We start from the raw sequence: 21392 nt of genomic DNA on the forward strand, positions 1-21392 counted from the left end.
CGTCTGGCAGGAAACGGCCCGCAACGCATCCGGACTGATGGATAGACTGGAGGGGAACGGTCATCGGCCTGTCTACAATACTTAGGGCTCGGTGAGTCCTCCATGATCGATTCATTTAAACCCTATCTATCAGACAGCTCTCAAAACCCGCTTATCCCGTGAGACAGTCCCAACCGCGCCTGTTCGTTGAACAGCTTGCAGTTGAGTGGTTACCACACTGTTACGTTAGAGCTCCCACTACTCTGATACCCCTCTGTTGCTAACACCTGGTAAGACCAGCTATTCCCCAGATTCATCCCTTTGCTCGCCCATGCTTTCACGTGGTTGCTGAAAGTGATCGTGGAGTTGCCCCCGGTCGGTCTCTTCGACTGTCGAACACTCCAGTACTGAATAAACGTCGTTTTTGGGCCTTCAATGGAAGGTGCGTCGTATCGCATTGTTGTGTAGATGTCATATGTGCCCCCATCACTGGTCACCGTACCTTTATACGTTCCGGTAGGTCGATAAGTCCCCCAGCTATCAACGACGTAATATTCGATGAGTGAGTTTCTCGTCCACCCGTAAAGAGCCAAATATCCATTACCGGACGGCGCCCAGACACCGGCATTGTAGTTAATCGTTCTGTTTGGCGATCCAGTAGTCCAGCCTTTGCCGACAACAAAATTCCCGGTATCCTTCCATGTTACGCTGTAATTACCGCCTGATCCATTAACAGCATTGACCGTCCCACCGCCATCGGTCCAATTTTGCCAATAGTCTGTCGCTGCACTTGAGGTTGTTGCAAACAACCCAAAACTCATAGAAGCTGCAAGAACTACCGTCATCATTTTCTTACTAAACTTAAACATACTTTACCTCCTAAAATTTTTGTGTTTGTCCCATACACCTGCTTGTTGATTGATTCTCTTTGCAGTACATCACTTATCCGTGCCATATCTCGTTTTTTACTTTCACCTCCTTTCTGAGTAAATTATAGAATGATAGCGTTTACATAAGAACCTAGCAAATTAAAGCTTTAACTCTATTATGTTTAGCTTTCTTTGAAATTTTTAGAATCCGTCGAGGATTTCAAGAGTATATCGGGTTCCGTAACGTTGGAAGAAGGTCTCGGCTGCTTTTATTAATTCGAGCAATATGCGAATCTATTTTTACGTCGGATTTTTTAGATATTCATCTAATCGGCAACGATATAAGTTCTTGTCCCAAGCTGAGGACAAGAACCTATATCCTTAAAACTAAAAAAAGCTGCCATTGGCAACTAGGGTTTGAGATCGAAGGCATATTAAAAAAGAACAAAACTCTGGCCGACAGTAAGCCCCACAACACGGTTATGATGGGACGATTCAATGAATAATTCCAGCAATAAAGCTCCTATGAATCATCACGGGAGCTTTATTGTGCAAGTTATGCCTTTTTTACCTGTAACGTTAGGATTAACTGTCTGACCAGAATAAAGTCGATACTCACCATTAAGGAATCTGGGCACAACAGCGATGGGAAGCACCATCCGACCGCGTAGTGGCGCCTCATGTACATTTTTAACTCAGCTTACAAAAAAACTTTATGCAAATAACGCATAAATATCAATATTCATCCATCGTATGCTGTAAACTGTGTTTGGTGATGACAGTGCATAAGGAATTCTTGATTCACGTGAGGACAAACATTAACTTTTCATAGGGAGGCATGATGAAAATGATTTTGGAGGATATGTATTATGGGAATTGGCGTCCCAATGAACAAATAAAGTCAACCGACCCTGAATCTCAAAAAGTTAATCAAAAAATTAGTGAATATATGGAGATGCTAAAAAATAAATTACCAGAAGTCTATTTTTAGCAAATTGAAGTTATGTTTGATTTATTAAACGAGTCAACTTCCCTGCACTCCGCAGCAGCGTTCACCCATGGGTATCGAGCGGGGGCCTTAACGATGATTGAAATATTTAGCGGGGAGAAGGAATTTGTGAATGTTAATAAACCATGAAACGAGTGTGTTCCGCACCAATCATGATGGGAAGACTTAACGAATGACTTAAAAAAAGCACTTCAAACGGCAAAATTGACCTTCTGCCTTGAAGTGCTTTGCTTTGTATGCAAATCCTTTTACTTCGCTTCTGCCGCTCGGTATTGGGCCAGTTGTTCCTTGAACACGGCGGAGTCAGATTAACGACCCGATACGTGCCGCACACTTCCTTCTTAAAAACTTGTTGCGGCACAGGTGGTCGGTGAGCGGAGCAGGCAGAATTGTTCTGAAGAAGCGTGTGCGATCGAAAGAACAATCTGCACGCGCAGCGCCTCCCCGCACCACCAGTAATTATTTTTAATCCCCCACCCGATTCAAAAACACCTTCGTCCGCTCCAGCTGCGGATTGTTGAAAATCTGCTCTGGTGTACCGGATTCTGCAATTTCTCCATTATCCATAAAAATGACACGATCCGCCACATCTCTCGCAAAGTTCATCTCGTGGGTCACGATGACCATCGTCATATGTTCCTCAGCCAGCTTTTTGATAACTCGCAGCACCTCACCCGTCAGCTCGGGATCAAGGGCCGAGGTCGGCTCGTCAAACAGTAAAATATCAGGGTTCATCATCATTGCCCGGGCAATCGCCACACGCTGCTTCTGTCCCCCCGACAGTCGGGATGGATACGCATCTGCTTTATCTGCCAATCCGACTTTAGCCAGCAACTCAGCGCTTTGGCGACGCAGTTCAGCCTTGCTCACCTTTTTCACCAGCTTCGGAGCCAGCTCCAAATTATCCTGCACCGTCAAGTGAGGGAACAGATTAAAATGCTGGAACACCATGCCCATCCCGGTGGTAATGCCCTTAATATCACCTGCCGGAGCGTACTGACCGTTTTCCACCAGTGCTTTATCATGAATGCGGATCGTCCCGCCCGTCACATCTTCCAGGTGTACCAAACTACGGAGCATGGTACTTTTTCCTGAACCTGAAGGACCGATGACGGCTACAACCTCGCCCGCTTTAACGTTAAAGCTCACTCTTTTCAGAACGTCGAGCTTGCCGAAAGATTTTTTCAAATCTGTAACTTCTATTGCATTAGTATTCATATCCCGACATTCCTTTTACTCGAATTTAAAACGTTTTTCCAGCGCCCTGAAGAATAACGTCAGCACCAAAGCTAACAACAAATAAATAACCGCCGCTACAACATAAGGTACAATCGAGAAATCACGGTTTACAGCCGTATTGGCAAAATGCAGCAGTTCCGGTACCGCTACTGCATACAGTAGTGCCGTATCTTTTACCAATGTTGTCGCCTCATTGGTCACCGCAGGCAAAGCAATCCGTACCATTTGCGGCACAATGACTCTAATCAGCGTCTGCGACTTGCTCAAGCCCAGCACTTGCGAAGCCTCGTATTGCCCTTTATCAATCGACAACATCCCGCCTCTAAAAATTTCTGCAAAATAAGCTGCATAATTCAGTACAAATGCCAGTACCGCAGCCGTTGTCCGGTCCAATACCAGATACTCCCCAATGACAGGCAACATCGGCAGACCAAAACAAAAGAACAATAATTGCAGCAAAAGCGGCGTGCCGCGTATAACATAAATGTACGTATGCATCAGCCAAGCGATTGGCTTAATCCGGCTTTTGGCCAGCAACGTAACGATAAAACCCAATGGAATAGACAAGATGAGCGTGATGAAAAATAAAATAACCGTCATCTGTGCCCCTTCAAGCATAGGCTTCATAATTCGTAAAATATATTCCATACTCATAACCTTCGACTCCTAAACCCTTAGTTCAATACACTACGTATTAATTTAATACTTTATCTTCACCAAACCACTTTTTCGAAATTTCAGCAGCTTTTCCATTCTTGTGCAGCTCATCCAATGCAGATTGCAGCTGCGTCAACAGCTCTTCATTCCCTTTTTTCACACCGATGCCGTATTCCTCAGGAGCCAATGATTCATCAAGCAGCTTATACGTCCCTTGTTCCTTCGACATATAATACTTGGCAACGACTTCATCAATGACAACCGCATCCAGACGTCCGGTTTTCAAGTCTGTCAAAGCAAGCACATTATCCGGGAACTCGGAAACTTGCTTCAATTTACTTTTGATTGGATTCGCATCCAATGCATCGGCTGCTGAAGACAGCGTCTGGAGTCCCACCGTTTTGCCCGCCAGATCAGCCAGCTTGGAAAGACTGGAAGTAGCAGGAATGACAATTACCTGACTGTTTTTCAGATATGGCTTCGTGAACAGCACTTTTTCCTTACGCTCATCCGTAATGGTGTATCCATTCCAAATGAGATCAATACGTCCGCTGTTCAGCTCGGATTCTTTGGCAGACCAGTCAATTGGCTGAAATTCCACCTGTTTACCCATTTGTTCCCCGGCCGCTTTCGCATAATCAATATCAAAGCCGGTCAGCTCGTTATTTTCATCTCTAAAGCCCATCGGGGCGAATTTATCATCAATTCCAATAATCAATTTACTGTCATCCTTACCGCCGGAACATCCGGCCAACACGATCATCATCAATCCAATTAACATCGTAAACATGGCTGCTTTTCTCATCTTATTCCCCTCCAACAATGGTGACCCCCGTATCCAAGAACAGGTGGCAAACGCTTTAGTTCGTTAACACGTTATCAGAGTATCATCATAACACACCGCAGGATACTCGTCGAGAGGAATGAGCGGAATCTTAGCCTTATATAAATGGAAAACCTGTGACGAAAATTTGACCTGTGTTCTATAATGTAAAACCTTACCTTGACATGTCACCTAAACCGTCTTATTATTTCCTAGTATTCTTATATACTTTTATTTATTTTAAAATTTCAGCAGCAATAGTATGTAAATCAGCTTGATAGACAGGAGAAATAAAGCCCCATGTACATTTTAAAGCGTCTTTTTACGATGTTCATTACGTTGTGGATTATCGTCACTTTAACGTTTATCATCATGCACATCATCCCAGGTGATCCGTTCTCGAATGATTCCAAAACGATTCCAGAAGCGGTATTACAGAACATGCGTGCCAGGTACAATCTGGACAAGCCACTCGCTGTGCAGTATGTGCTGTATCTAAAAAATCTGCTAGTGCTGGATATGGGCCCGTCTATTCAATCGAAAACGACGGACGTCAATATGCTCATCGCCCGAGGTTTTCCACCTTCTGCATTGCTGGGTATTCAATCCATCGTGGTCGCAATTATTGCCGGTATTTCGCTCGGAACGCTGGCTGCTCTACACCATAATCGACCACTGGATTATATCTCGATGTTTATCGCCATTGTTGGTATTTCCGTACCCAGCTTCATATTGGCACCGCTGTTAATCAAGTATGTTGCCGTCAAATGGCACCTGCTTCCGGTCGCCTCATGGGGAACCTGGCAGCATACGGTGCTTCCGTCGCTGGCTCTCGCTGTTTCACCTCTTGCCGTTATCGCCCGGTTTATGCGGACGAGTATGCTGGAAGTCATGCATGAGGAGTACATACGTACCGCCAAAGCGAAAGGGTTGTCCTCTTGGGCAGTAGTCATTCGTCACGGATTACGCAACGCGTTAATTCCGGTGCTGTCCTTTATCGGACCGCTATTCGCTTCCGTTATAACAGGTACCTTTGTCGTCGAAAAAATATTCGCCATTCCCGGCATCGGTAAATACTTCGTAGACAGTATCTTTAACCGGGATTATCCAGTGATTATGGGTACGACCATTTTCTACAGTGCCATTCTGGTCGTTACTTTATTTTTAATTGATATATCCTATCGTCTTGTCGATCCACGAATCAAATTAGACAGCAAAGGAGATTAACATGAAAGCAGCACCTACTGTCGAAAAGGACAGCCTGTTCAGTCTTGTAGACCGCAGCCAGATGCCCACCCCCACGTTGACCAGACCCAAAGAATCACTATGGCGGGATCGGCTTCGCAGACTTTTCAACAACAAGCTTGCTCTGTTGGGGCTTTCCCTACTTATCATTATTATTGTGCTGGCGATTGTTGGACCTTCCATGGTTCCTTATGCACCCAGTGACCAATCCCTTTTGAAGACGAATCTTTCTCCTTCGGGAGAGCACTGGTTTGGCACGGATGATCTGGGGAGGGACGTATGGGCACGGACATGGGCCGGAGCTAGAATTTCACTCATGATCGGCTTTGCCGCTGCCGCCATTGATTTGGTACTTGGCATTCTCGTCGGCTGTGTAGCTGGCTATTGTGCGGGAAGTGGTAAAACGGGCGACCGAATCGACAGTGTCCTGATGCGTATTATTGAAATTTTGTACAGCATTCCTTATCTGCTGGTCATCATTTTGCTGCTCGTCATTATGAAGCCAGGACTGCTCACGATGATTATTGCTTTATCTATTACTGGCTGGGTTGGTATGGCACGTGTGGTGCGCGGGCAAATCTTACAGCTCAAACAGCAGGAATATGTGTTAGCTGCCCGTAGCTTGGGGACATCTCATTCGCGCATTATTTTTAGACATTTGCTACCAAACGCAGCGGCAATCATTATCGTAAATTTGACGTTCACTATTCCGTCGGCCATTTTTGCCGAATCGTTCCTGAGCTTTCTCGGTCTGGGGATTCAGTCTCCTTCAGCCAGCTGGGGGACGATGGCTAACGATTCACTTGGCGTTATTTTAAGCGGTCAATGGTGGCGCCTATTCTTCCCCGGGTTGATGATATCGCTCACCATGCTAGCGTTCAATACGCTTGGAGACGGGCTTCAGGATGCACTTGATCCGCGTTCACAGCATTAGCAACAGAGCGACACAAATTAGACAAGGAGGGTGTCACCATGATCCGCAGTTTCTCGCCCAACCGCAGGAAAAACGGTAGTTCCTTTATAGAAGTGCGCACACGCGGCATACCTGCCGGAAAGGAGGATGATAAAATCCCGGTACGGTGTACCTTATTTTTTGGATAACTAATCATAGTAATGGAGGAAAACCACGATGAAAAAAATGCATTGGATGACTATCATCTTACTTTTGGCCGTAACGGCTCTGGCCGGATGCTCCGGCACTGCGGACAAGACAGCAAGCAACGACCCGTCCGCTGCGTCTCAAGCAGATATCCCGCAAGAAATTACAGCCAATCTGGCAGGTGGCGAGCCTTATACGCTAGACCCTGCTTTCGCATCGGATACAACGTCCTACTTTGTGATTGATAACTTGTACGAAGGGCTGTATACATACGACAAGGCCGGTAAAATCGTTGAAGGTGCTGCCAGCAAAGTAGACGTATCTCCTGATGGCAAAACGTACACCTTTACCATCCGTGACGGCGCAAAATGGTCGAATGGTGACCCGCTGACTGCTAAGGATTTTGAATACTCCTTGAAACGGGTACTGAATCCGAAAACAGCTGCCTACGATCCTTCTGCCCTCTACTACATCAAAGGTGCCGAAGCGTACAACACAGGCAAAGGTAAAATTGAAGACGTGGGTGTTACAGCCAAAGATGATAAAACTCTTGTAGTTGAGCTGAAATCACCGCTGAGCTTCTTCCCAACGATCGCTGTGGGTCATGCCTATCTGCCAGTAAACCAATCCGTTGTTGAGAAAAGTGACAAATGGGCAGCAGAAGCTAACACGATTGTCGGCAACGGCGCGTATGTAGCCAAGGAATGGAAACATAACGAGCAAATTACGCTGGCGAAAAACGATCAATATTGGAACAAAGATGCCATCACGATGGCAACGATTCACTTTAAAATGGTTCAAGACTCCACAACCTATTATCAAATGTACAAAACAGGCGATCTGGACCTGATTTTGAGCCTTCCCGTGGATACACTGGATCAGGAAAAGAGCAGCAAGGAATTCCTGTCGCACCCATCTTTCAGTGTGTACACCTATTCTTTTAATGTAAAACAAAAGCCTTTTGACAATAAAAAAATCAGACAGGCCATTGCCTACGCGATTGACCGCGAAGCACTAGCTACCAGCGTAACCAAAGGTGGCGAAACTCCGGCTTACGGTTATGTTCCATACGGAACAACAACGCCGTCCGGCAAGGACTTCCGTGATGAAGCGCCGAAAAAATACTATGAGTTTGACGCTGCAAAAGCGAAACAATTACTGGCCGAAGGTTTGAAAGAAGAAGGTTTAACCAAGCTGCCACCGATTACCTTCAAGTACAACACTTCGGACAAGCATAAAAAAGTAGCTGAAGCCATTCAGGAAATGCTGAAAACGAACCTGGGCGTTGAAGTGACGCTGGAGAATCAGGAATGGAAAACGTACATTGATACCTTTAAACAAAAGAACTTCCAGATCGCCCGTATGGGCTGGGAAGGCAACTTCCTTGATCCACTCGGCGTATTGGGGCATTATACTTCCAAAAATTCGAACAACTTTACCAACTGGAGCAACCCGGAGTATGACAAGCTGATTGAGTCCTCAACCTTTGAGCTTGATCCGGCAAAACGCTTTGAACAGCTCCATCAGGCAGAAGACGTATTGATGGAAGATCTGCCGATTATTCCGATCCAGTTCTCTGCGGACACCGCATTAATCAGTCCCAAAATTCAAGGTATCGTATTTGATGCTCGTTCGAACCCAGATCTACGCTTTGCGAAACGGGTCGAAAAATAATGATTTTACGTTTCGGGATCACTGCCCTGATTATCGGTACCTTAGGATTTCTGTACGCCACGCCCCATCTCTTGTATGGTCGTGAAAACATGGCTACTGCGAATTTGCTATTTCTGTTGGGGTTGCAGGGCTTGGTGATCGGTGCGATCTTCCACGTTCTGCAAAGCGGTTTTCTCACCCTCTTCCTGCGGGGATTTGCCGACATCAGACAGTTGTTCATTCGTCAATCCAAGGCATTGCAGGAGGAAAATGAGCGTTTGCGTTCCGATGAATCTCTGTCAGCCTGGAAAACGTCCATGTTCCGCCATCTCAAGGTATACACTTCGGGGTGCGGGACAGGGCTTATCCTTTGCTCGATGATATTAATGGGGATAAGTTAGTTAGGGCGTATGAAAGCTTTCTTGCGGTTGGTGGGCGCTGCGCGTGCAGATTGTTCTTCCGATCGCCACCGCCCTCGGATTTTCATTATTGTACACAACCAGTAAAGGTTAAAATCCGAGGACAAAAGCGAACGCTTCGCTTCTTCAGAACAATTCTGTCCGCTCCGCTGGCAATCGCCGTAGAGTTTCTATACGTTTTAGAGGTGTGTAAAGAAAAGAGAGAGTTTCGCAAAGGCGTTTGCTGCGGAACTCTCTCTTTTTGCATTTTTTATATATTAAGCTTTGAAAAGAGCTCATCGTACTTAGTAGCCTTAATAAATCTGCTTTTCCTTCGCTTCCTGTAACCATGATGGGAACTCGTTAAGCAATAGTTCGTACAATTCATTGTCTTCCATAGATTCGATATCTTGAATTTGGAAGAAGTTAGCGTTATCTACCACACGGCCTTCTATATTGTCCAGCTTCTTTAATACGCCAAAATCGGATTCACCCACACCGATAAATTGCCAGAAAATCGGCTCTCCTGACGAATCAATGACTGCGTTGTCGATATTGTCTCCTTTTCCACGCTTCACACCGCCATCATTAATAAAAATAACAAAGGCCGGATCAGAAGAGGGTTCTTCCTTGGTGTATTTGGCGATCACATCGCGCATCACAGGCGGCTCATCATTACGACCGAACTTGGGCAAATAATCATTGGACAGAATATGTCTTTCAACATAGTTGTCAACGTCATTTTCGGTAACGGACGGCAAACGTGAAAAACGGTGATCATACACCCATACGTCCAGTACACCATCATCATCCAAAGAACTCGCTACTGCAACAATTCGTTCCAACACCTTTTGAACAGTACCATTTTTGTACAAACTTCTCATAGATCCTGAAATATCGAGCACCAATCCAACTCTCGCAGTCACATTTGTTAGATTCTTTTTAGTCAGTACCAGTTGCGCATTCTTTTTAAGTAAAGAAATACCGCTCATGTTCCCCACGCTCCTCTATGATGTTTACCCTAGTCCGTCTATTCTACCATCTGCGTCGTTCGTCGCCTCTCAGGGGAAAGTCACTCAATTCTCCGAGTTGGTCATGTACAGTCTTATAAATACGGAGGATAGCTTGTACTTTGTTAAAATCATTGTCTTCCGGGCCGAATCCTTCCATATACATTTTTTGAATAATGTTTTGGAAAAAATCCATACGTTCGCGGACGGAATCCTGTTCGATTTGCAGCACATCTTCAAAGCTGTGTGTCTCAGCAAACTCAGACAGCTCATCAAATTCCTGTTCCTGATATCGCTGTCCCCGAGTTTCGGGATTGAGATCAATAGAGGTACGCAGGGCTGACAATAAAATATTTTCGCGCGCCAGCATCACATGAAAATCTTTGTTCTTAAACAGATCCGTCACGATTAGACGGCACATTTCCTTGTTCTGCAACAGAATCCCGTCAAAGGGATGCAGCGTCCACACACCGTAGTTAAAAAATAAATTAAAATTGAAGTTGCTGCTTCCATACTGATATACAATGTTGATTTTCGATTCGTCGATGATTTCAAATGAAAATTCCAGCATGCATTCTCCTTTGGGATTCCAATATTTAACTCTATCCTATCAGAAAATGCATGATTTTCAATAAAAAATTTTATTTCACAGAATCATTTAACTCCACAATAGAATCTGCTTTTTCGCTACTGGCAGCCACGAGTAAATAGACAATCACACACCCCAAAATAAAGGACATCATACGCTCGCTCTCTCCTTTTGTCATTCGCTTTTTAAGAGTTTATGCATGAGAATGCTATGTATGTTCATCATGTCCTTTATTGGCTGCTGCCAAACCAAAAAAAGACGCCTTTTGGAGTCATCCTGGCGTCTTTTTAATAGATTAGGTCCATTATTCTATATTGGTCATCAGTTCAAAAACGAGCTCAGACCCTCAGAAGAATGGTTATCCTTCAGCGTATGGGACTGTTCTTTCCCTTCGATCCCCAAACGTTGGCTGAGGTTGGCATTGATTGCTGTCATTTTGCTTGTGTAATTATGGCAGCTTTCAATAATTTGACGGTTCGATTTTTCAGACAGGTCCAAAGCAGATACCAAATCACCAATCGCCTGATTCACAGCCTCCAGTGACATAGAAGGTTTGCTAAGCAAATCTGTCGTTCTCTCGGTCGTCGTTTTGAGAAGCTTCGCATTTTCCTTGAATTGATCTTCAATGGTACGGTTGGTCGCATCGACGGCTGAAATGATTTTATCCTGATCCGCCAGCGCCATCGCGATCATAGCCGATACGGTGATCAGATTCGATGTTTTATCGATCGCATTATTTACAGAATCAATCAGTTTATCATTGTTATCATTAATAATATCCGTTGCCGCAATCGCCTGATTGTATAACAAAATCATTTCAGTCATTGACTGTGTACGAGTAACCACCTTTCGCAATCCTCGCTCCAGATGAGGCTTACGGTTTTCATTTTCCGGCTTGGCAATCTCAGTCTCGAACAATTCTTTCAAGCGATTACCAAAGGCAATCTTCGTCTGTAAATTGTAGATTTCTTCAATGGAAGCCTTCTTCAACTGCCTCATGCTGACGATGTTTTCTTCCAGATTATCCTTACCATCTCTCAAGGCAGTAATGATTTTCTCAATGTTCGTCTTCACCGACTGATACTTGTAAATGTAGTTTTTTAACGGGCTTTTACGCAGAAGCTTGCCAAAAAAACTCACATTTTTACTCTGCTGGAGCATTTCGCATTCATCACGTAGCTTTAAGATCATATTCGATACCTCGGCCCGATCACCGGACATGAGGTCGTTTACCGGACGATCCAGCATTTTAAGGGTCTGCCCTGCACGTTCCTGCGTTTTAACCCCCAGCTTACCAATGTCATCCATTAAGGTATCCAGGCTCATGACATCGCTCTGTGATACCTTCTGAATCAGCTGTGAAGCCTCCTCCGTCACCTTTTGTTCATCTTCTTTTTTTAATTCAGCCCATGGGGTCGCCATACGCTACCTCCTATTCTGAAAACAACTGTTACCCAAGGCTAATAGTTGTTATTCAGAGCAGCTATGCTGCTTTTTTAATCTTAAAAACAACTGCCACTAGTTGCTTTTAAGGGCAGCTACGCTGCTGATTTTTTTTATTTTCTTAAAAAATCGCCTACAATTCAGAACTGCTATAACGCTGGTGAATAAGCTCCGCTTTGCTCTGTAATTCCATCAGATCCTTATGCTCCACCGTGGATACAATTACCGATATTTTGCTATCCACATCCCGTAATCCGTTTAACAACGTCCTCCGGTTGGTCCGCTTAGCATCGCCGCTGAGCCGAAGAAACGGATTAATCAGTCCGTTCAAATCCTTCAAAATCAATCTCCGAACCGTGTGATTCACTTCGCTGTTGTTCAATTCATGCAAAAGCGGAATTACACGCTGCAAACGTGCAAATAGAGCCAGCGCCTTCTCGACAATCTCGTTATCGAGCGCATCCTTCTGTCCCTCGGAGATCACCATATCCTCCAGTACCTCCAGATACTCCATGACCTGAGCAAATTCACTGCTCACCTGATCTGGTAGACGTGCTTGTCCTGTCATAGACTCCGGTGGAGCAGCAGCTTCCTTTTCATGTTGCTGTGTCTCACCAGCCTGCTCCTGCACCACCGGAATCACCGAACCTGTCAGATTGGGGCGAGGATGGCGAACAGCCATAAGGGCGCTGTATCCTCCTAAACAAATGATCGGAATCGCCAAACACACAAACAGTGGTAACCAATAACTTAGTAAAAGCGCAATCAGGTAGCTGACCACAGCAATCGTGGCACCCCACATTTTTGACGTCATAGCTTGTACCTCCTGACGTAAATCCTTACCATATTGTAGAAAACAATATTTGTGTGTGTCAATGTAAGGATTTACGTATGGTGATTGGCTGTTCGATATGACTGGCTAAAATGTCGTATTGCGGATGAAGTGAACCGATCTCATTACCCAAAGCCGATTTCACCGCCAGATAAGGAAAATTGATACCGGACAAACATGATACATGAAGTCCTCCGGACATCCGCGGATTGATCTCTAGCAGCTTGGGACGCTCGCCGTTATATTTTACCTGAATGTTATAATTGTACGGAATGTGATACACCTCAGCAACCTTCTGTGCCACCTCCAACAGCTCAGGATGCTGCTCCAGCAGCCGTAATCGTCCTCCAGCCTTCCTACGCGGAACTGCTGCCAACAGTTTTCCATTCCGATCAGCCAAGCAGTCAATACTGTATTCGTATCCCTCCAGCAGCTCCATCACCATCAGATTGGGAAACGATTCTGTGGATGACAATACGCCATGTGCCTCCTCAAACGAAATATGGTTCATCGCATGGCCGAACAGTTCCTCCAGCGGATTGCGTTCATTGTCGATGATACGAAAACCCATGCCGCCTTCTGCATTACATGGCTTGAAGCATACCTTATGCCCAAGTGCTATTAACGACTCATAAGCTTGTTTAAACTGCTCCGCATTGCTGGCAATGGCATAATCGGGAATCGTGACAATGTCCTTTTGGCGAATGGATTCATAAAACAAATCCTTTTCCATCAGTTGCTCCAGCAGTTCGGTATCCCGACATACCATCACTTTTGTCCCAATATCGTCGAACAAATGAACATGCTTGCTAATATCGAGCATATTCCACCGTGGAATAAAGACATCAATTCCGTGACGCCTGCAAAAATCAGCGCAAAATTGTGCGTACTCCACACCACTTGTGCGCGGCTCCACTTCAGCTACATCACTGGCCTGTAGCGCCATGTGCTGCGGATCTGAGTGCGTCGCATAGATCTCGAACGGAATACCGTCCTCATTGTTACGAATAGCATTCATATAATGATACGCCACCGAAAACCAGCGGTTAAAATACACTTTGACCTTTTTCACAAAGCCACGTCCCCTATTGTTTTAATAATTAAGTACGAGCCGCAGACACGCTCCGGTGCACTTCATAGACATATGCCATGATTTCGTCCGCCGCATAAGCACCCGACACTTCCGTAAAACGGTAATTGACCTCCAGCTTATCCCGTAGCTGTTCCCGATACAATTCACCATGACGCGGAGCAATCGCATAATCGGCATAATCCAGCAGACAACGGTCCAGCAAAGAGTCACCGGACGCAACCACAGCTCCCCCATCCGTGAGGTTACGAATATGCTCCACGGCTGCCTGTTTATTCACGGCCGCAGGCACCAGATACACCTTACGACCTTGAATGGATACCTCCCAGCCCATTTCACGCATGATTCGCGCCTTCTCCAGCACCTGTTCCAGAGGCATACGATCCCGTTCAATCATGAAAGCATAAAATAACTCGTCGCAAAAACGCTCGTTTACGACCCAGTCTTCATGCAGCACCTGTCCGAACACCTGACGTGCTTCTTCTGCATGTGCACCACCACGGCGTACTTGTTCGTGAATAAGCCGATTCCACCCTTGATCCACCTCGCCTCCAACGATGATGTTTCCGCCATTGCTCGTCACGGCATAAGCCGGGATCAACTCCGTCTGAAACACTGTGATCCGTCTATACTGTTCCATCGTCCGAGTCGTCACGGGCATAAACATCACATCTTCCGGCAGGGCCTTTAGCAATTGCAGGGCTTGTGCAGAAATAAACGCCGACGTCGCCCCGTCCATCTGTTCCGCAGGCAACAGACCAGGGGACTCCAGCGGGATGCCAAGCGAACGTTTGGAGTAAATCAGTGTCTGATCCAGGTCACTTGCGTAGATCATTCTTGTCCCCCCTTGAGCGGCTTGATAATCCCGCAGCAGGAATAAGTCAATCCTTCAAACACCTCTACAGGCACTCCACGATCCTTTGCCAGCAGCATAATATGTTGAAGATTCGGATTATCCTCACGGTCAATCAGAATTTTCCACGGCACCCTGCGCAGCAGTACACGGGTCGTCTCTCCCACACCGGGCTTGACCAGATTAATATCCCGAATACCAAATGCCTGCTGAATCGCCTCAATATCCCGTAAGCCCTGCCATGTCACCGTAGGCGGATTCAATGTCATCTGTTCAGCATATGCAACGGCCGTTTCAGCCACATCTTGAAAGTACCCGGACACTGTATCCACAAACGTATTGGACTGATCCACCGACCGCCAGGATTCATAAAATTTGGCCCCATGGAAATCGTTCGGACCTATCAGATCGTCACGTAATACCGTCCGGCTCATCAAACCAGATACGGTCGAATTCAGACAAGCGCTTGGGATCAAATAATCTTCTCGTGTACCAAAGGTCTCCGAGCAGCTGCCCGGATCAGCCAGCACCGCCAGATCATCATTTAGGCGCAACCCGTAATCCGCATTCATCTCACGGCAGGCCTCGATCAACACCTGGCGAATCGCCCCTTTTCCCGTCCAGCCATCGACAAACTGGAGTTCAATTTCCAGCCCATGCTGCTGTAAAATGTATAAAATTGCATTCCGGTCAATGCCTTTGCCACGAATAATAGAAATGCTGTAATGCGGCAAGGATACGCCATACTTCCAGTCAATATAGCGCTTGATCAGGATACCAATGGGCGTTCCCGCTCTGGCAAGAGAAACAATCGCCGTGTTCAGGCCCCTTTTTCTCACAATCATCTCAGCCACAGAAGCTGCCGCTAATGCGATCTTTTCGGCAGATTGGGCAAGCGTTTCGTGAAACAATGCAATATATTCTGCTGTCGGCTCGTATTCCACTGGCAGCATTTCTGAATAATGGACTCCCGACTGAATCGCCTCTTCACGATCCTCCGTCCCTTTTTCCAACGTAACGCGGCTCAAATCCTTCAATAAAAAAGTGACATCCGAGGCAGGATAACTGCCCAACGGTTCGGGCGGATGAATGTTCTTCTGCTGTATTTGCTCAATGAGTGCTTGCTTCATATCCGCGCTCCTTTACTCTCCTGCCTAGTTAAACAGTTAAAATAAACTACATGCACTTTATCGCAGCCCAGACGGGTCAAAGCATCCAGCATGGGCTTTATCCGCTCTGGGTCCGATTCTCTTTCCATCAAAACAAATATTTCGTCATACTGACCGGGGTCTACATTATAAATAAAATTGCGTACCGTACCGTCCTCAGGTGAGGGATATGTCACACCACAAGCTACGCCATACCCCTCTTCTCGGTGGGGATACACCGGGCTGCGTGTCGTCGATTGATAATATACATCCGGGCCTAACTCTGCTGCAATCCGCATTGGAATGTACATGAATTCCCCCGTGCCCATAACTAGCGTGCGTTGTCCTGAACGAAGTCGGTTCAATTGTTCAGCTGTACGCGTAATTTCTGCATCCAACGTTGGATTGTCGGCGGATTGTAGACCAAAACGGCCTGTATATTTGAGATAAGGAGCTGTATTGGCGTACCCGTCCGTTGACATGGAGCTGTGTAATACCCGCTCAAAACCGGAAGCATCCTTTTCAAAACGGTGGTCAATTATTCTAGAAGCATCTTTATTAACCTCTGCCATGCTAGTGGCTGCATGTTCTGCGTGCCCGGCCTGTCCAGCATATTCTGCGTGATCCAGTATCGGTACTCCCTGTACCTCAATCTTTCCTTTGAGCAAGCTTAAAGGCGTAATCCTAATGCCCAGCTCTGCCTCCAGATCGGCGAAAGCCTGCTCGTCGCTGTCTGTCCGCCAATCCAATAACGAAGCAATCACATACTGTTTTCGCGGAAAATGCTCCTGAATATCCCGTATGATATTAAGCGTTGTTTTTCCCGTTGTAATTTCATCATCTACCAGGACAATCGGGCCGTCCCCCGCAAAGGCATCCTCATCCAGCGCATAGCAACGATGATCAACAGCGTGCGAATGTTCTTCTTCAAAACGAATGACAGGCCGAAGGCCTGGAATATCCTCGCGCGTCGTATGAATATACGAGGCACCGTCGTCAAACAACCGATACATACTGTGTCCCAGTGCTGTAGCCGTCTCGGCAAAACCAACAAACTTGATCGGCTCCGGAAAAGAAAAAGCCAAACGCTCATCCATCAGCTTTCGGTAAGCCTCTTTCGCATAGTCCGGGTCGAGAAGTCCTCTCACGGCCTCTCCAATCAGTTCATCCATCTGTTGTCCTGCCTGTGGGACAAGCTCCTTATATAGCAGAATCGCCAGCGCCGCACCACTCAACAGAGAGGTGTATGGATTTACCGGAATATGCTTGCCTAGCACCTTACTGACAAACAAAAACGAACGCTTTTTGTTTACACGTGCCGCCATCGCAAACAGCTTGTCCACAGGAAGGCGAAATGGATTATGTGTCTCCGTAATTTTAACGCTGAACTGCTCCAGGATAGGCAGCAGATGTGTTTTCGTGGTTGGGTAAGAGACTGACAAAATGTTGTTGTTCATGTAACACCCCGTATACTTTTGATCTATTTATAATACGATGAGCCCAATTTAAATGCGGCTTAATTTCATTCATTTTGTTGGCATAAGTACTTTTGAATACACCCAGACTACCGTCGTTACGCTTAACAATCTCAAGCGCATCCATATATTCTTCATGTGTCACCGCATACATGGCCTGTACCGGCTTAATATGGGAGGGATGAATGATCGTTTTGCCGATAATCCCATTCTCTTTGTCCATCATGACTTCTCGAATCAGTCCGTCCACGGCATCTGAGATGAAGTCCATCCGCAAGTATCGTCCCGGCTTCCCAAGTGCATCTTCGAAGGGCGACACTCTTAATTGAGGCTTAAAGACACGTTCTCGGTGAGAGAAATATTCCCATACAGGACCGGAAATGACATAATCCGAGCCTACGCGACCAAACAAGTTAATAATATCTGCGATACAATCCCGAATGACGGCAATTTCATAAATCGTAATATCCGGACTGCGTCTCAAGCCATATAGGCTCGAGAAATCGGTTGCCCCAATTCGTACATTCAACACGTATTCCTGATACTCGTCTAGAATTTCTTTAATCGACAGTAGCTCTTTCCAACGGGTTTCCCGATAAATAATTTTGGAGCTTTCAAGAATCGGTAATCCGTACAACACTGGCATGTTACTTTCGTTTCCTGCCTCCGTATGCATACTCCGGTTATATTCGGCAATGAGTGCAAAATACGCCCGTCCATTATCAGAAGAGAACTTGGGCAAGACAAAGCCCGTGAGCAGCGACAAAGATTCTCCCAAACCCTTCAGCAGCCGTTCCAGCTGTTCCACAGAGCGCACACGCACAAATAGCAAAGGTAATTGCTGCTCACTCATCATACCCGTCCGTACATAGGTCAATAGTTGAAGCAGTTGCTGTGCCAGCGATTGCTCAGCCTGCTCAACCTGCTGATCCCCTATCGCATCCTCTAAATCCAGAATGACCGTCGTTAATCCTTCATGTTTTCCATTCTTGATCTCTTCCGCTACTTCCGAGCGGGTCGCTGGCATGTACAAAGCCGCTCCTATCGCATAAGCCAATATACTTTTGGGAGAACGGTTATGAAACTCCGACGGTGGAGTACAAAAGATCGCTTCTACTTCCTCAGAGGTTAAATCATTAAAATATTTCAGGGCCCTTCCCCTCCTCTTGCTCTTTCTTGCCTGACTGAAGCCCTGTGCCTCGGGTATAAAAGAAATCCCCCCTTAGTTTCAGGAGGGATTTCGCTATACTTTGTACATTAAGCCTCTTTGTCGGCCTTTTTCTTTTTTTTCGCCGAGCTAATAACCATTGTGCCTACAAAGACGGCAATCAAAATGCCGAAGAATAAAACCTGCGACATATGAAAGCCAAAAGCAGCAGCCAGCATTTTACCCCCGATAATGGCGATCATAATAAAGGCTGTCTGTTCCAGTTCCGGAAATTTATCAATGAGCTTGAGGAACACTTGTGCAACACCGCGCATCATCAGAACGCCGAGAATACCACCCAGGAACAGAACCCATACTTTCTCGCTTACACCGAAAGCGGCAATGACACTGTCAATACTGAAGGCAATATCCATCAGTTCGACCATTAATACGGTTTTCCAGAAAGAAGTAGGTTTGTTTTTCACTTCTCCGTCACCTTCGGACTTGAATAAGCCCTTATAAGCGATATAGAGCAGATAAGCCGCACCCAGCACCTTAATCAGCGTGAACTTAATCAGGAATGTACCCAAGCCGATGGCCAGGAACCTAAATATATACGCACCCAAAATCCCGTAAAACAAGGCTCTCTTCTGTTGTTCCTTCGGTAAATGCTTAACCATAACTGCGAGAACCAAGGCGTTATCCGCCGACAAAAGTCCCTCCAGCAAAATGAGAGTTCCAATAATCCCCCAACTCACTGGATCAGAAAGCGTAGCTACAACATCACTCCATGAGAAGAAATGGCCGTAGTTCTCGCTGATATTTTTAAATAAATCATTCAACATGAAAAGAGTGCCTCCGATAATTCAGTTTATTTACTACCCTGCGACCAGCGCATGCCCCAGTTATATGCCCGATCCAACTCACGATGACCGCCATAGAACTGCACGAGTCTCTCAATACTGAACGTTTCATCGTTCACATTTTGGATCATAGCAATCGCACACATCCCTTTGCGATTGTCATGTTCATTCATATGAACGATAATGTCCGGCCCATCCTTCTGGTACAGCGTGACCACCCCGTCCGCTTGCGACCAGTTCGTCACTCCTTCATAGATGAAGGTAAATACCAAAATTCGCTTAATTTCAGAAATTTTAGCACCGTTAATGCGAAGATTTTCCCCTGTTTTCACAGAGCCTGTACGGTCGTCGCCATCCAGAGCAATGTACGGGAAGCGATTTAGAGAACCGAAAACTTCCCCGAGCGCCTGCACAACGCCTTTATCTCCGTTCTTCATCTCATACAAGCAGCCCAGATCCAGATCGACACCCTTGGAGCCCCGATTGAAAAAGCCCTTGCTCTGCTGCACCTGATTCCAGTTCAGATTGATCAGGATTTCACCCAATCCGCCTGAGCCCTTTTTCAGATTAATGGTGTCGCCCTTCTTCTTCAGCTCAATTTTCCGCAGATTCAGATTCACCGGTGTTGAAGATGGCTCTGGATTCGGAGCAGGAGGTGCTGGCGGCGGTGTTGGTGCTGGCTGAGGCGTTGGAGACGGTGGTGTAGGCACTGGCACCGGAGGAGCCGGATTATTTTCCACTTCAATCCCAAAATTAACGCACAACGCATCCAATCCACCGGAAAAGCCTGCGCCAATCGCGTTAAATTTCCATTCTCCGTTATGACGATACAGTTCACCAATGACAATGGCCGTTTCCACTGTAAATCCGCTGTCCAAATTAAACCGCAAAACCTCTCCGCTAATCGGATGAACAAAACGAATGAACCCGCCTTGAACCTGTCCAAAATTTTGCCGTTTCTGATCCGCATCATAAATGGTTAGCGTAAACGCAATCTTCTCAATGTTTGCAGGAATTCGTGTCAGATCAAGGGCAAATTGTTTCTTGTCACCGGACTGTTGTCCGTCTGAATAGGTGATAAAGGGCGTAGTCGGATTGTTATAAAAAATTAAATCCTCATCGCCTGATACTTTCCCTCCAGGACCCAGCAAAAATGCAGAAGTATCCAGTTCCAGAGCCGCCGGGGACTCCCAGCCGATCCCTACGTTGACATGGCTCAGGCCCGGATTCGTTTTCGTCAAATCCGCCTTCTGTCCCTTTACTACGATAACAGCCATGATTGTGTCACCTTTCTGTCCGTTTGTCATGTGTCAGCGTACGCCAATTCAATGGCATAAAAAGAAAGGGGTAGCGCCCTTTAGACACCACCCCAAGTGGATATTATTGAGCATCTAAGCCATAGTTTTTAGCAAGCGCACCCAATCCACCAGCAAATCCACTACCGATAGCCTGGAATTTCCAGTCTGCATTCTGACGATAAAATTCACAGAATACCACGGCCGTTTCGGTGGAGAAATCTTCTCCCAAATCGTAGCGCAGCACTTCACGATCCGTTGCCGCATCTACCACACGTACAAAAGCATTGGACACTTGTCCAAAGTTTTGCGCACGTGCCTCATAGTCATAAATCGTAACTGTAATCCCGATACGATGGATGTTTGCAGGAATCTTTGCAAAATCAACGACGATTTGCTCGTCATCCCCATCTCCCTCACCTGTGCGGTTATCACCCGTATGAGTAACAGATCCTGCTCCGCCTGTCGGATTGTTGTAAAATACAAAATCATCCGCAGCTTTGGCTTTGCCGTCTTCATAGAGCAGGAAAGCCGAAGCATCCAGGTCAAAGTCTGCGCCACCACTGTATTTATTCGTATCCCATCCAAGACCTACGACGACACGAGTCAAGCCTGGATTCGTTTTGGTCAGATCAATACGTTGTCCTTTGGAAAGACTAATGGTCATACCGCATAC

General features: G+C 46.1%; 21 protein-coding genes and 2 pseudogenes. 7 read left to right on the forward strand and 16 right to left on the reverse strand.

The annotated features are described in order from the left end of the window. Nucleotides 1–209 precede the first annotated feature (209 nt). Complete coding sequence (gene xynA / locus AC6EJC_RS05830) at nucleotides 210–848, reverse strand: endo-1,4-beta-xylanase XynA (RefSeq protein ID WP_444953151.1); 639 nt, start codon at nucleotides 846–848, stop codon at nucleotides 210–212. A 407-nt stretch (nucleotides 849–1255) separates the two neighbouring features. Here xynA and AC6EJC_RS05835 point away from each other — a divergent pair. Together AC6EJC_RS05835 and AC6EJC_RS05840 are read left to right on the forward strand one after the other, a co-directional pair. Further along, a pseudogene (locus tag AC6EJC_RS05835) lies at nucleotides 1256–1354 on the forward strand (GNAT family N-acetyltransferase); the annotation flags it as partial. 341 nt (nucleotides 1355–1695) lie between these two features. Continuing rightward, nucleotides 1696–1986: pseudogene (locus AC6EJC_RS05840) on the forward strand (DUF6809 family protein). A 336-nt stretch (nucleotides 1987–2322) separates the two neighbouring features. On the opposite strand, the gene AC6EJC_RS05845 reads toward AC6EJC_RS05840, so the two are convergent. The 3 genes from AC6EJC_RS05845 to AC6EJC_RS05855 are packed head-to-tail and all read right to left on the reverse strand — an operon-like array spanning nucleotide 2323 to nucleotide 4558. Beyond that, nucleotides 2323–3075: an amino acid ABC transporter ATP-binding protein gene (locus tag AC6EJC_RS05845; RefSeq protein ID WP_028542079.1), complete on the reverse strand. Its 753-nt coding sequence runs from the start codon at nucleotides 3073–3075 to the stop codon at nucleotides 2323–2325. Nucleotides 3076–3090: 15 nt separating this feature from the next. After that, complete coding sequence (locus AC6EJC_RS05850; protein WP_023987212.1) at nucleotides 3091–3750, reverse strand: amino acid ABC transporter permease; 660 nt, start codon at nucleotides 3748–3750, stop codon at nucleotides 3091–3093. A 40-nt stretch (nucleotides 3751–3790) separates the two neighbouring features. Further along, nucleotides 3791–4558, reverse strand: coding sequence for an amino acid ABC transporter substrate-binding protein (locus tag AC6EJC_RS05855; protein WP_075153808.1), 768 nt, complete (start codon nucleotides 4556–4558; stop codon nucleotides 3791–3793). Between the two features lie 318 nt (nucleotides 4559–4876). On the opposite strand from AC6EJC_RS05855, the gene AC6EJC_RS05860 reads away from it, so the two are divergent. Genes AC6EJC_RS05860 through AC6EJC_RS05880 form a run of 5 tightly spaced genes read left to right on the forward strand, consistent with a single transcriptional unit; the run spans nucleotide 4877 to nucleotide 8974 of the window. Further along, nucleotides 4877–5803, forward strand: coding sequence for an ABC transporter permease (locus AC6EJC_RS05860; RefSeq protein ID WP_444953153.1), 927 nt, complete (start codon nucleotides 4877–4879; stop codon nucleotides 5801–5803). A gap of 1 nt (nucleotide 5804) precedes the next feature. Next, complete coding sequence (locus tag AC6EJC_RS05865) at nucleotides 5805–6755, forward strand: ABC transporter permease (RefSeq protein ID WP_444953154.1); 951 nt, start codon at nucleotides 5805–5807, stop codon at nucleotides 6753–6755. A 38-nt stretch (nucleotides 6756–6793) separates the two neighbouring features. Beyond that, the gene (locus AC6EJC_RS05870) at nucleotides 6794–6922 is read left to right on the forward strand and encodes a hypothetical protein (RefSeq protein ID WP_444953155.1); all 129 of its coding nucleotides are present in this window, start codon (nucleotides 6794–6796) and stop codon (nucleotides 6920–6922) included. Nucleotides 6923–6950: 28 nt separating this feature from the next. After that, entirely contained in the window at nucleotides 6951–8594 is a 1644-nt protein-coding gene (locus tag AC6EJC_RS05875) for a peptide ABC transporter substrate-binding protein (protein WP_444953156.1), read from the forward strand. Next, complete coding sequence (locus AC6EJC_RS05880) at nucleotides 8594–8974, forward strand: DUF3899 domain-containing protein (RefSeq protein ID WP_444953157.1); 381 nt, start codon at nucleotides 8594–8596, stop codon at nucleotides 8972–8974. The genes AC6EJC_RS05875 and AC6EJC_RS05880 overlap by 1 nt, the downstream gene beginning before the upstream one ends. Nucleotides 8975–9285: 311 nt before the next feature. Here AC6EJC_RS05880 and AC6EJC_RS05885 read toward each other — a convergent pair whose 3' ends face one another. From AC6EJC_RS05885 to AC6EJC_RS05940, 12 genes are all read right to left on the reverse strand, one after another. After that, entirely contained in the window at nucleotides 9286–9963 is a 678-nt protein-coding gene (locus AC6EJC_RS05885) for a vWA domain-containing protein (protein ID WP_134903218.1), read from the reverse strand. A gap of 43 nt (nucleotides 9964–10006) precedes the next feature. Then, complete coding sequence (locus tag AC6EJC_RS05890; RefSeq protein WP_444953158.1) at nucleotides 10007–10552, reverse strand: hypothetical protein; 546 nt, start codon at nucleotides 10550–10552, stop codon at nucleotides 10007–10009. A gap of 339 nt (nucleotides 10553–10891) precedes the next feature. Further along, nucleotides 10892–11992 carry a toxic anion resistance protein gene (locus AC6EJC_RS05895; protein ID WP_444953159.1) on the reverse strand — a complete coding sequence of 367 codons (1101 nt, stop codon included), beginning with the start codon at nucleotides 11990–11992 and terminating at the stop codon, nucleotides 10892–10894. A 154-nt stretch (nucleotides 11993–12146) separates the two neighbouring features. Further along, the gene (locus tag AC6EJC_RS05900) at nucleotides 12147–12827 is read right to left on the reverse strand and encodes a hypothetical protein (protein WP_444953160.1); all 681 of its coding nucleotides are present in this window, start codon (nucleotides 12825–12827) and stop codon (nucleotides 12147–12149) included. A gap of 58 nt (nucleotides 12828–12885) precedes the next feature. Beyond that, on the reverse strand, nucleotides 12886–13917 hold the full coding sequence (locus AC6EJC_RS05905) for an ATP-grasp domain-containing protein (protein WP_444953161.1): 1032 nt from the start codon (nucleotides 13915–13917) through the stop codon (nucleotides 12886–12888). A 28-nt stretch (nucleotides 13918–13945) separates the two neighbouring features. Continuing rightward, a complete protein-coding gene (locus AC6EJC_RS05910) occupies nucleotides 13946–14770 on the reverse strand; it encodes an HAD family hydrolase (RefSeq protein WP_444953162.1) in 825 nt (274 codons plus the stop codon). Continuing rightward, nucleotides 14767–15918 (reverse strand): cysteine protease StiP family protein, encoded by a 1152-nt coding sequence (locus AC6EJC_RS05915; RefSeq protein WP_192512343.1) that lies wholly within the window; start codon nucleotides 15916–15918, stop codon nucleotides 14767–14769. The genes AC6EJC_RS05910 and AC6EJC_RS05915 overlap by 4 nt, the downstream gene beginning before the upstream one ends. Next, nucleotides 15915–17261 carry a phosphoribosyltransferase family protein gene (locus tag AC6EJC_RS05920; RefSeq protein WP_444953181.1) on the reverse strand — a complete coding sequence of 449 codons (1347 nt, stop codon included), beginning with the start codon at nucleotides 17259–17261 and terminating at the stop codon, nucleotides 15915–15917. Before AC6EJC_RS05920 ends, AC6EJC_RS05915 begins: the two co-directional genes overlap by 4 nt. 52 nt (nucleotides 17262–17313) lie before the next feature. Continuing rightward, nucleotides 17314–18471: an HpcH/HpaI aldolase/citrate lyase family protein gene (locus AC6EJC_RS05925; protein ID WP_444953182.1), complete on the reverse strand. Its 1158-nt coding sequence runs from the start codon at nucleotides 18469–18471 to the stop codon at nucleotides 17314–17316. A 197-nt stretch (nucleotides 18472–18668) separates the two neighbouring features. Continuing rightward, on the reverse strand, nucleotides 18669–19403 hold the full coding sequence (locus AC6EJC_RS05930; RefSeq protein ID WP_444953163.1) for a TerC family protein: 735 nt from the start codon (nucleotides 19401–19403) through the stop codon (nucleotides 18669–18671). Between the two features lie 26 nt (nucleotides 19404–19429). Continuing rightward, a complete protein-coding gene (locus AC6EJC_RS05935) occupies nucleotides 19430–20698 on the reverse strand; it encodes a TerD family protein (RefSeq protein ID WP_444953164.1) in 1269 nt (422 codons plus the stop codon). 103 nt (nucleotides 20699–20801) lie between these two features. After that, complete coding sequence (locus AC6EJC_RS05940; protein WP_444953165.1) at nucleotides 20802–21383, reverse strand: TerD family protein; 582 nt, start codon at nucleotides 21381–21383, stop codon at nucleotides 20802–20804. Nucleotides 21384–21392: the final 9 nt, after the last annotated feature.

Source organism: Paenibacillus sp. TY11 (assembly GCF_059772165.1).

What these genes read in the sequence shown, in the direction of transcription:
- AC6EJC_RS05850 (WP_023987212.1), bottom strand. Translation starts at nt 3,750, where the DNA reads ATGAGTATGGAATATATTTTACGAATTATGAAGCCTATGCTTGAAGGG.
- AC6EJC_RS05920 (WP_444953181.1), bottom strand. Translation starts at nt 17,261, where the DNA reads ATGGCGGCACGTGTAAACAAAAAGCGTTCGTTTTTGTTTGTCAGTAAG.
- AC6EJC_RS05930 (WP_444953163.1), bottom strand. Translation starts at nt 19,403, where the DNA reads ATGTTGAATGATTTATTTAAAAATATCAGCGAGAACTACGGCCATTTC.
- AC6EJC_RS05845 (WP_028542079.1), bottom strand. Translation starts at nt 3,075, where the DNA reads ATGAATACTAATGCAATAGAAGTTACAGATTTGAAAAAATCTTTCGGC.
- AC6EJC_RS05855 (WP_075153808.1), bottom strand. Translation starts at nt 4,558, where the DNA reads ATGAGAAAAGCAGCCATGTTTACGATGTTAATTGGATTGATGATGATC.
- AC6EJC_RS05895 (WP_444953159.1), bottom strand. Translation starts at nt 11,992, where the DNA reads ATGGCGACCCCATGGGCTGAATTAAAAAAAGAAGATGAACAAAAGGTG.
- xynA (WP_444953151.1), bottom strand. Translation starts at nt 848, where the DNA reads ATGTTTAAGTTTAGTAAGAAAATGATGACGGTAGTTCTTGCAGCTTCT.
- AC6EJC_RS05915 (WP_192512343.1), bottom strand. Translation starts at nt 15,918, where the DNA reads ATGAAGCAAGCACTCATTGAGCAAATACAGCAGAAGAACATTCATCCG.
- AC6EJC_RS05880 (WP_444953157.1), top strand. Translation starts at nt 8,594, where the DNA reads ATGATTTTACGTTTCGGGATCACTGCCCTGATTATCGGTACCTTAGGA.
- AC6EJC_RS05890 (WP_444953158.1), bottom strand. Translation starts at nt 10,552, where the DNA reads ATGCTGGAATTTTCATTTGAAATCATCGACGAATCGAAAATCAACATT.
- AC6EJC_RS05870 (WP_444953155.1), top strand. Translation starts at nt 6,794, where the DNA reads ATGATCCGCAGTTTCTCGCCCAACCGCAGGAAAAACGGTAGTTCCTTT.
- AC6EJC_RS05940 (WP_444953165.1), bottom strand. Translation starts at nt 21,383, where the DNA reads ATGACCATTAGTCTTTCCAAAGGACAACGTATTGATCTGACCAAAACG.
- AC6EJC_RS05860 (WP_444953153.1), top strand. Translation starts at nt 4,877, where the DNA reads ATGTACATTTTAAAGCGTCTTTTTACGATGTTCATTACGTTGTGGATT.
- AC6EJC_RS05935 (WP_444953164.1), bottom strand. Translation starts at nt 20,698, where the DNA reads ATGGCTGTTATCGTAGTAAAGGGACAGAAGGCGGATTTGACGAAAACG.
- AC6EJC_RS05900 (WP_444953160.1), bottom strand. Translation starts at nt 12,827, where the DNA reads ATGACGTCAAAAATGTGGGGTGCCACGATTGCTGTGGTCAGCTACCTG.
- AC6EJC_RS05885 (WP_134903218.1), bottom strand. Translation starts at nt 9,963, where the DNA reads ATGAGCGGTATTTCTTTACTTAAAAAGAATGCGCAACTGGTACTGACT.
- AC6EJC_RS05875 (WP_444953156.1), top strand. Translation starts at nt 6,951, where the DNA reads ATGAAAAAAATGCATTGGATGACTATCATCTTACTTTTGGCCGTAACG.
- AC6EJC_RS05910 (WP_444953162.1), bottom strand. Translation starts at nt 14,770, where the DNA reads ATGATCTACGCAAGTGACCTGGATCAGACACTGATTTACTCCAAACGT.
- AC6EJC_RS05865 (WP_444953154.1), top strand. Translation starts at nt 5,805, where the DNA reads ATGAAAGCAGCACCTACTGTCGAAAAGGACAGCCTGTTCAGTCTTGTA.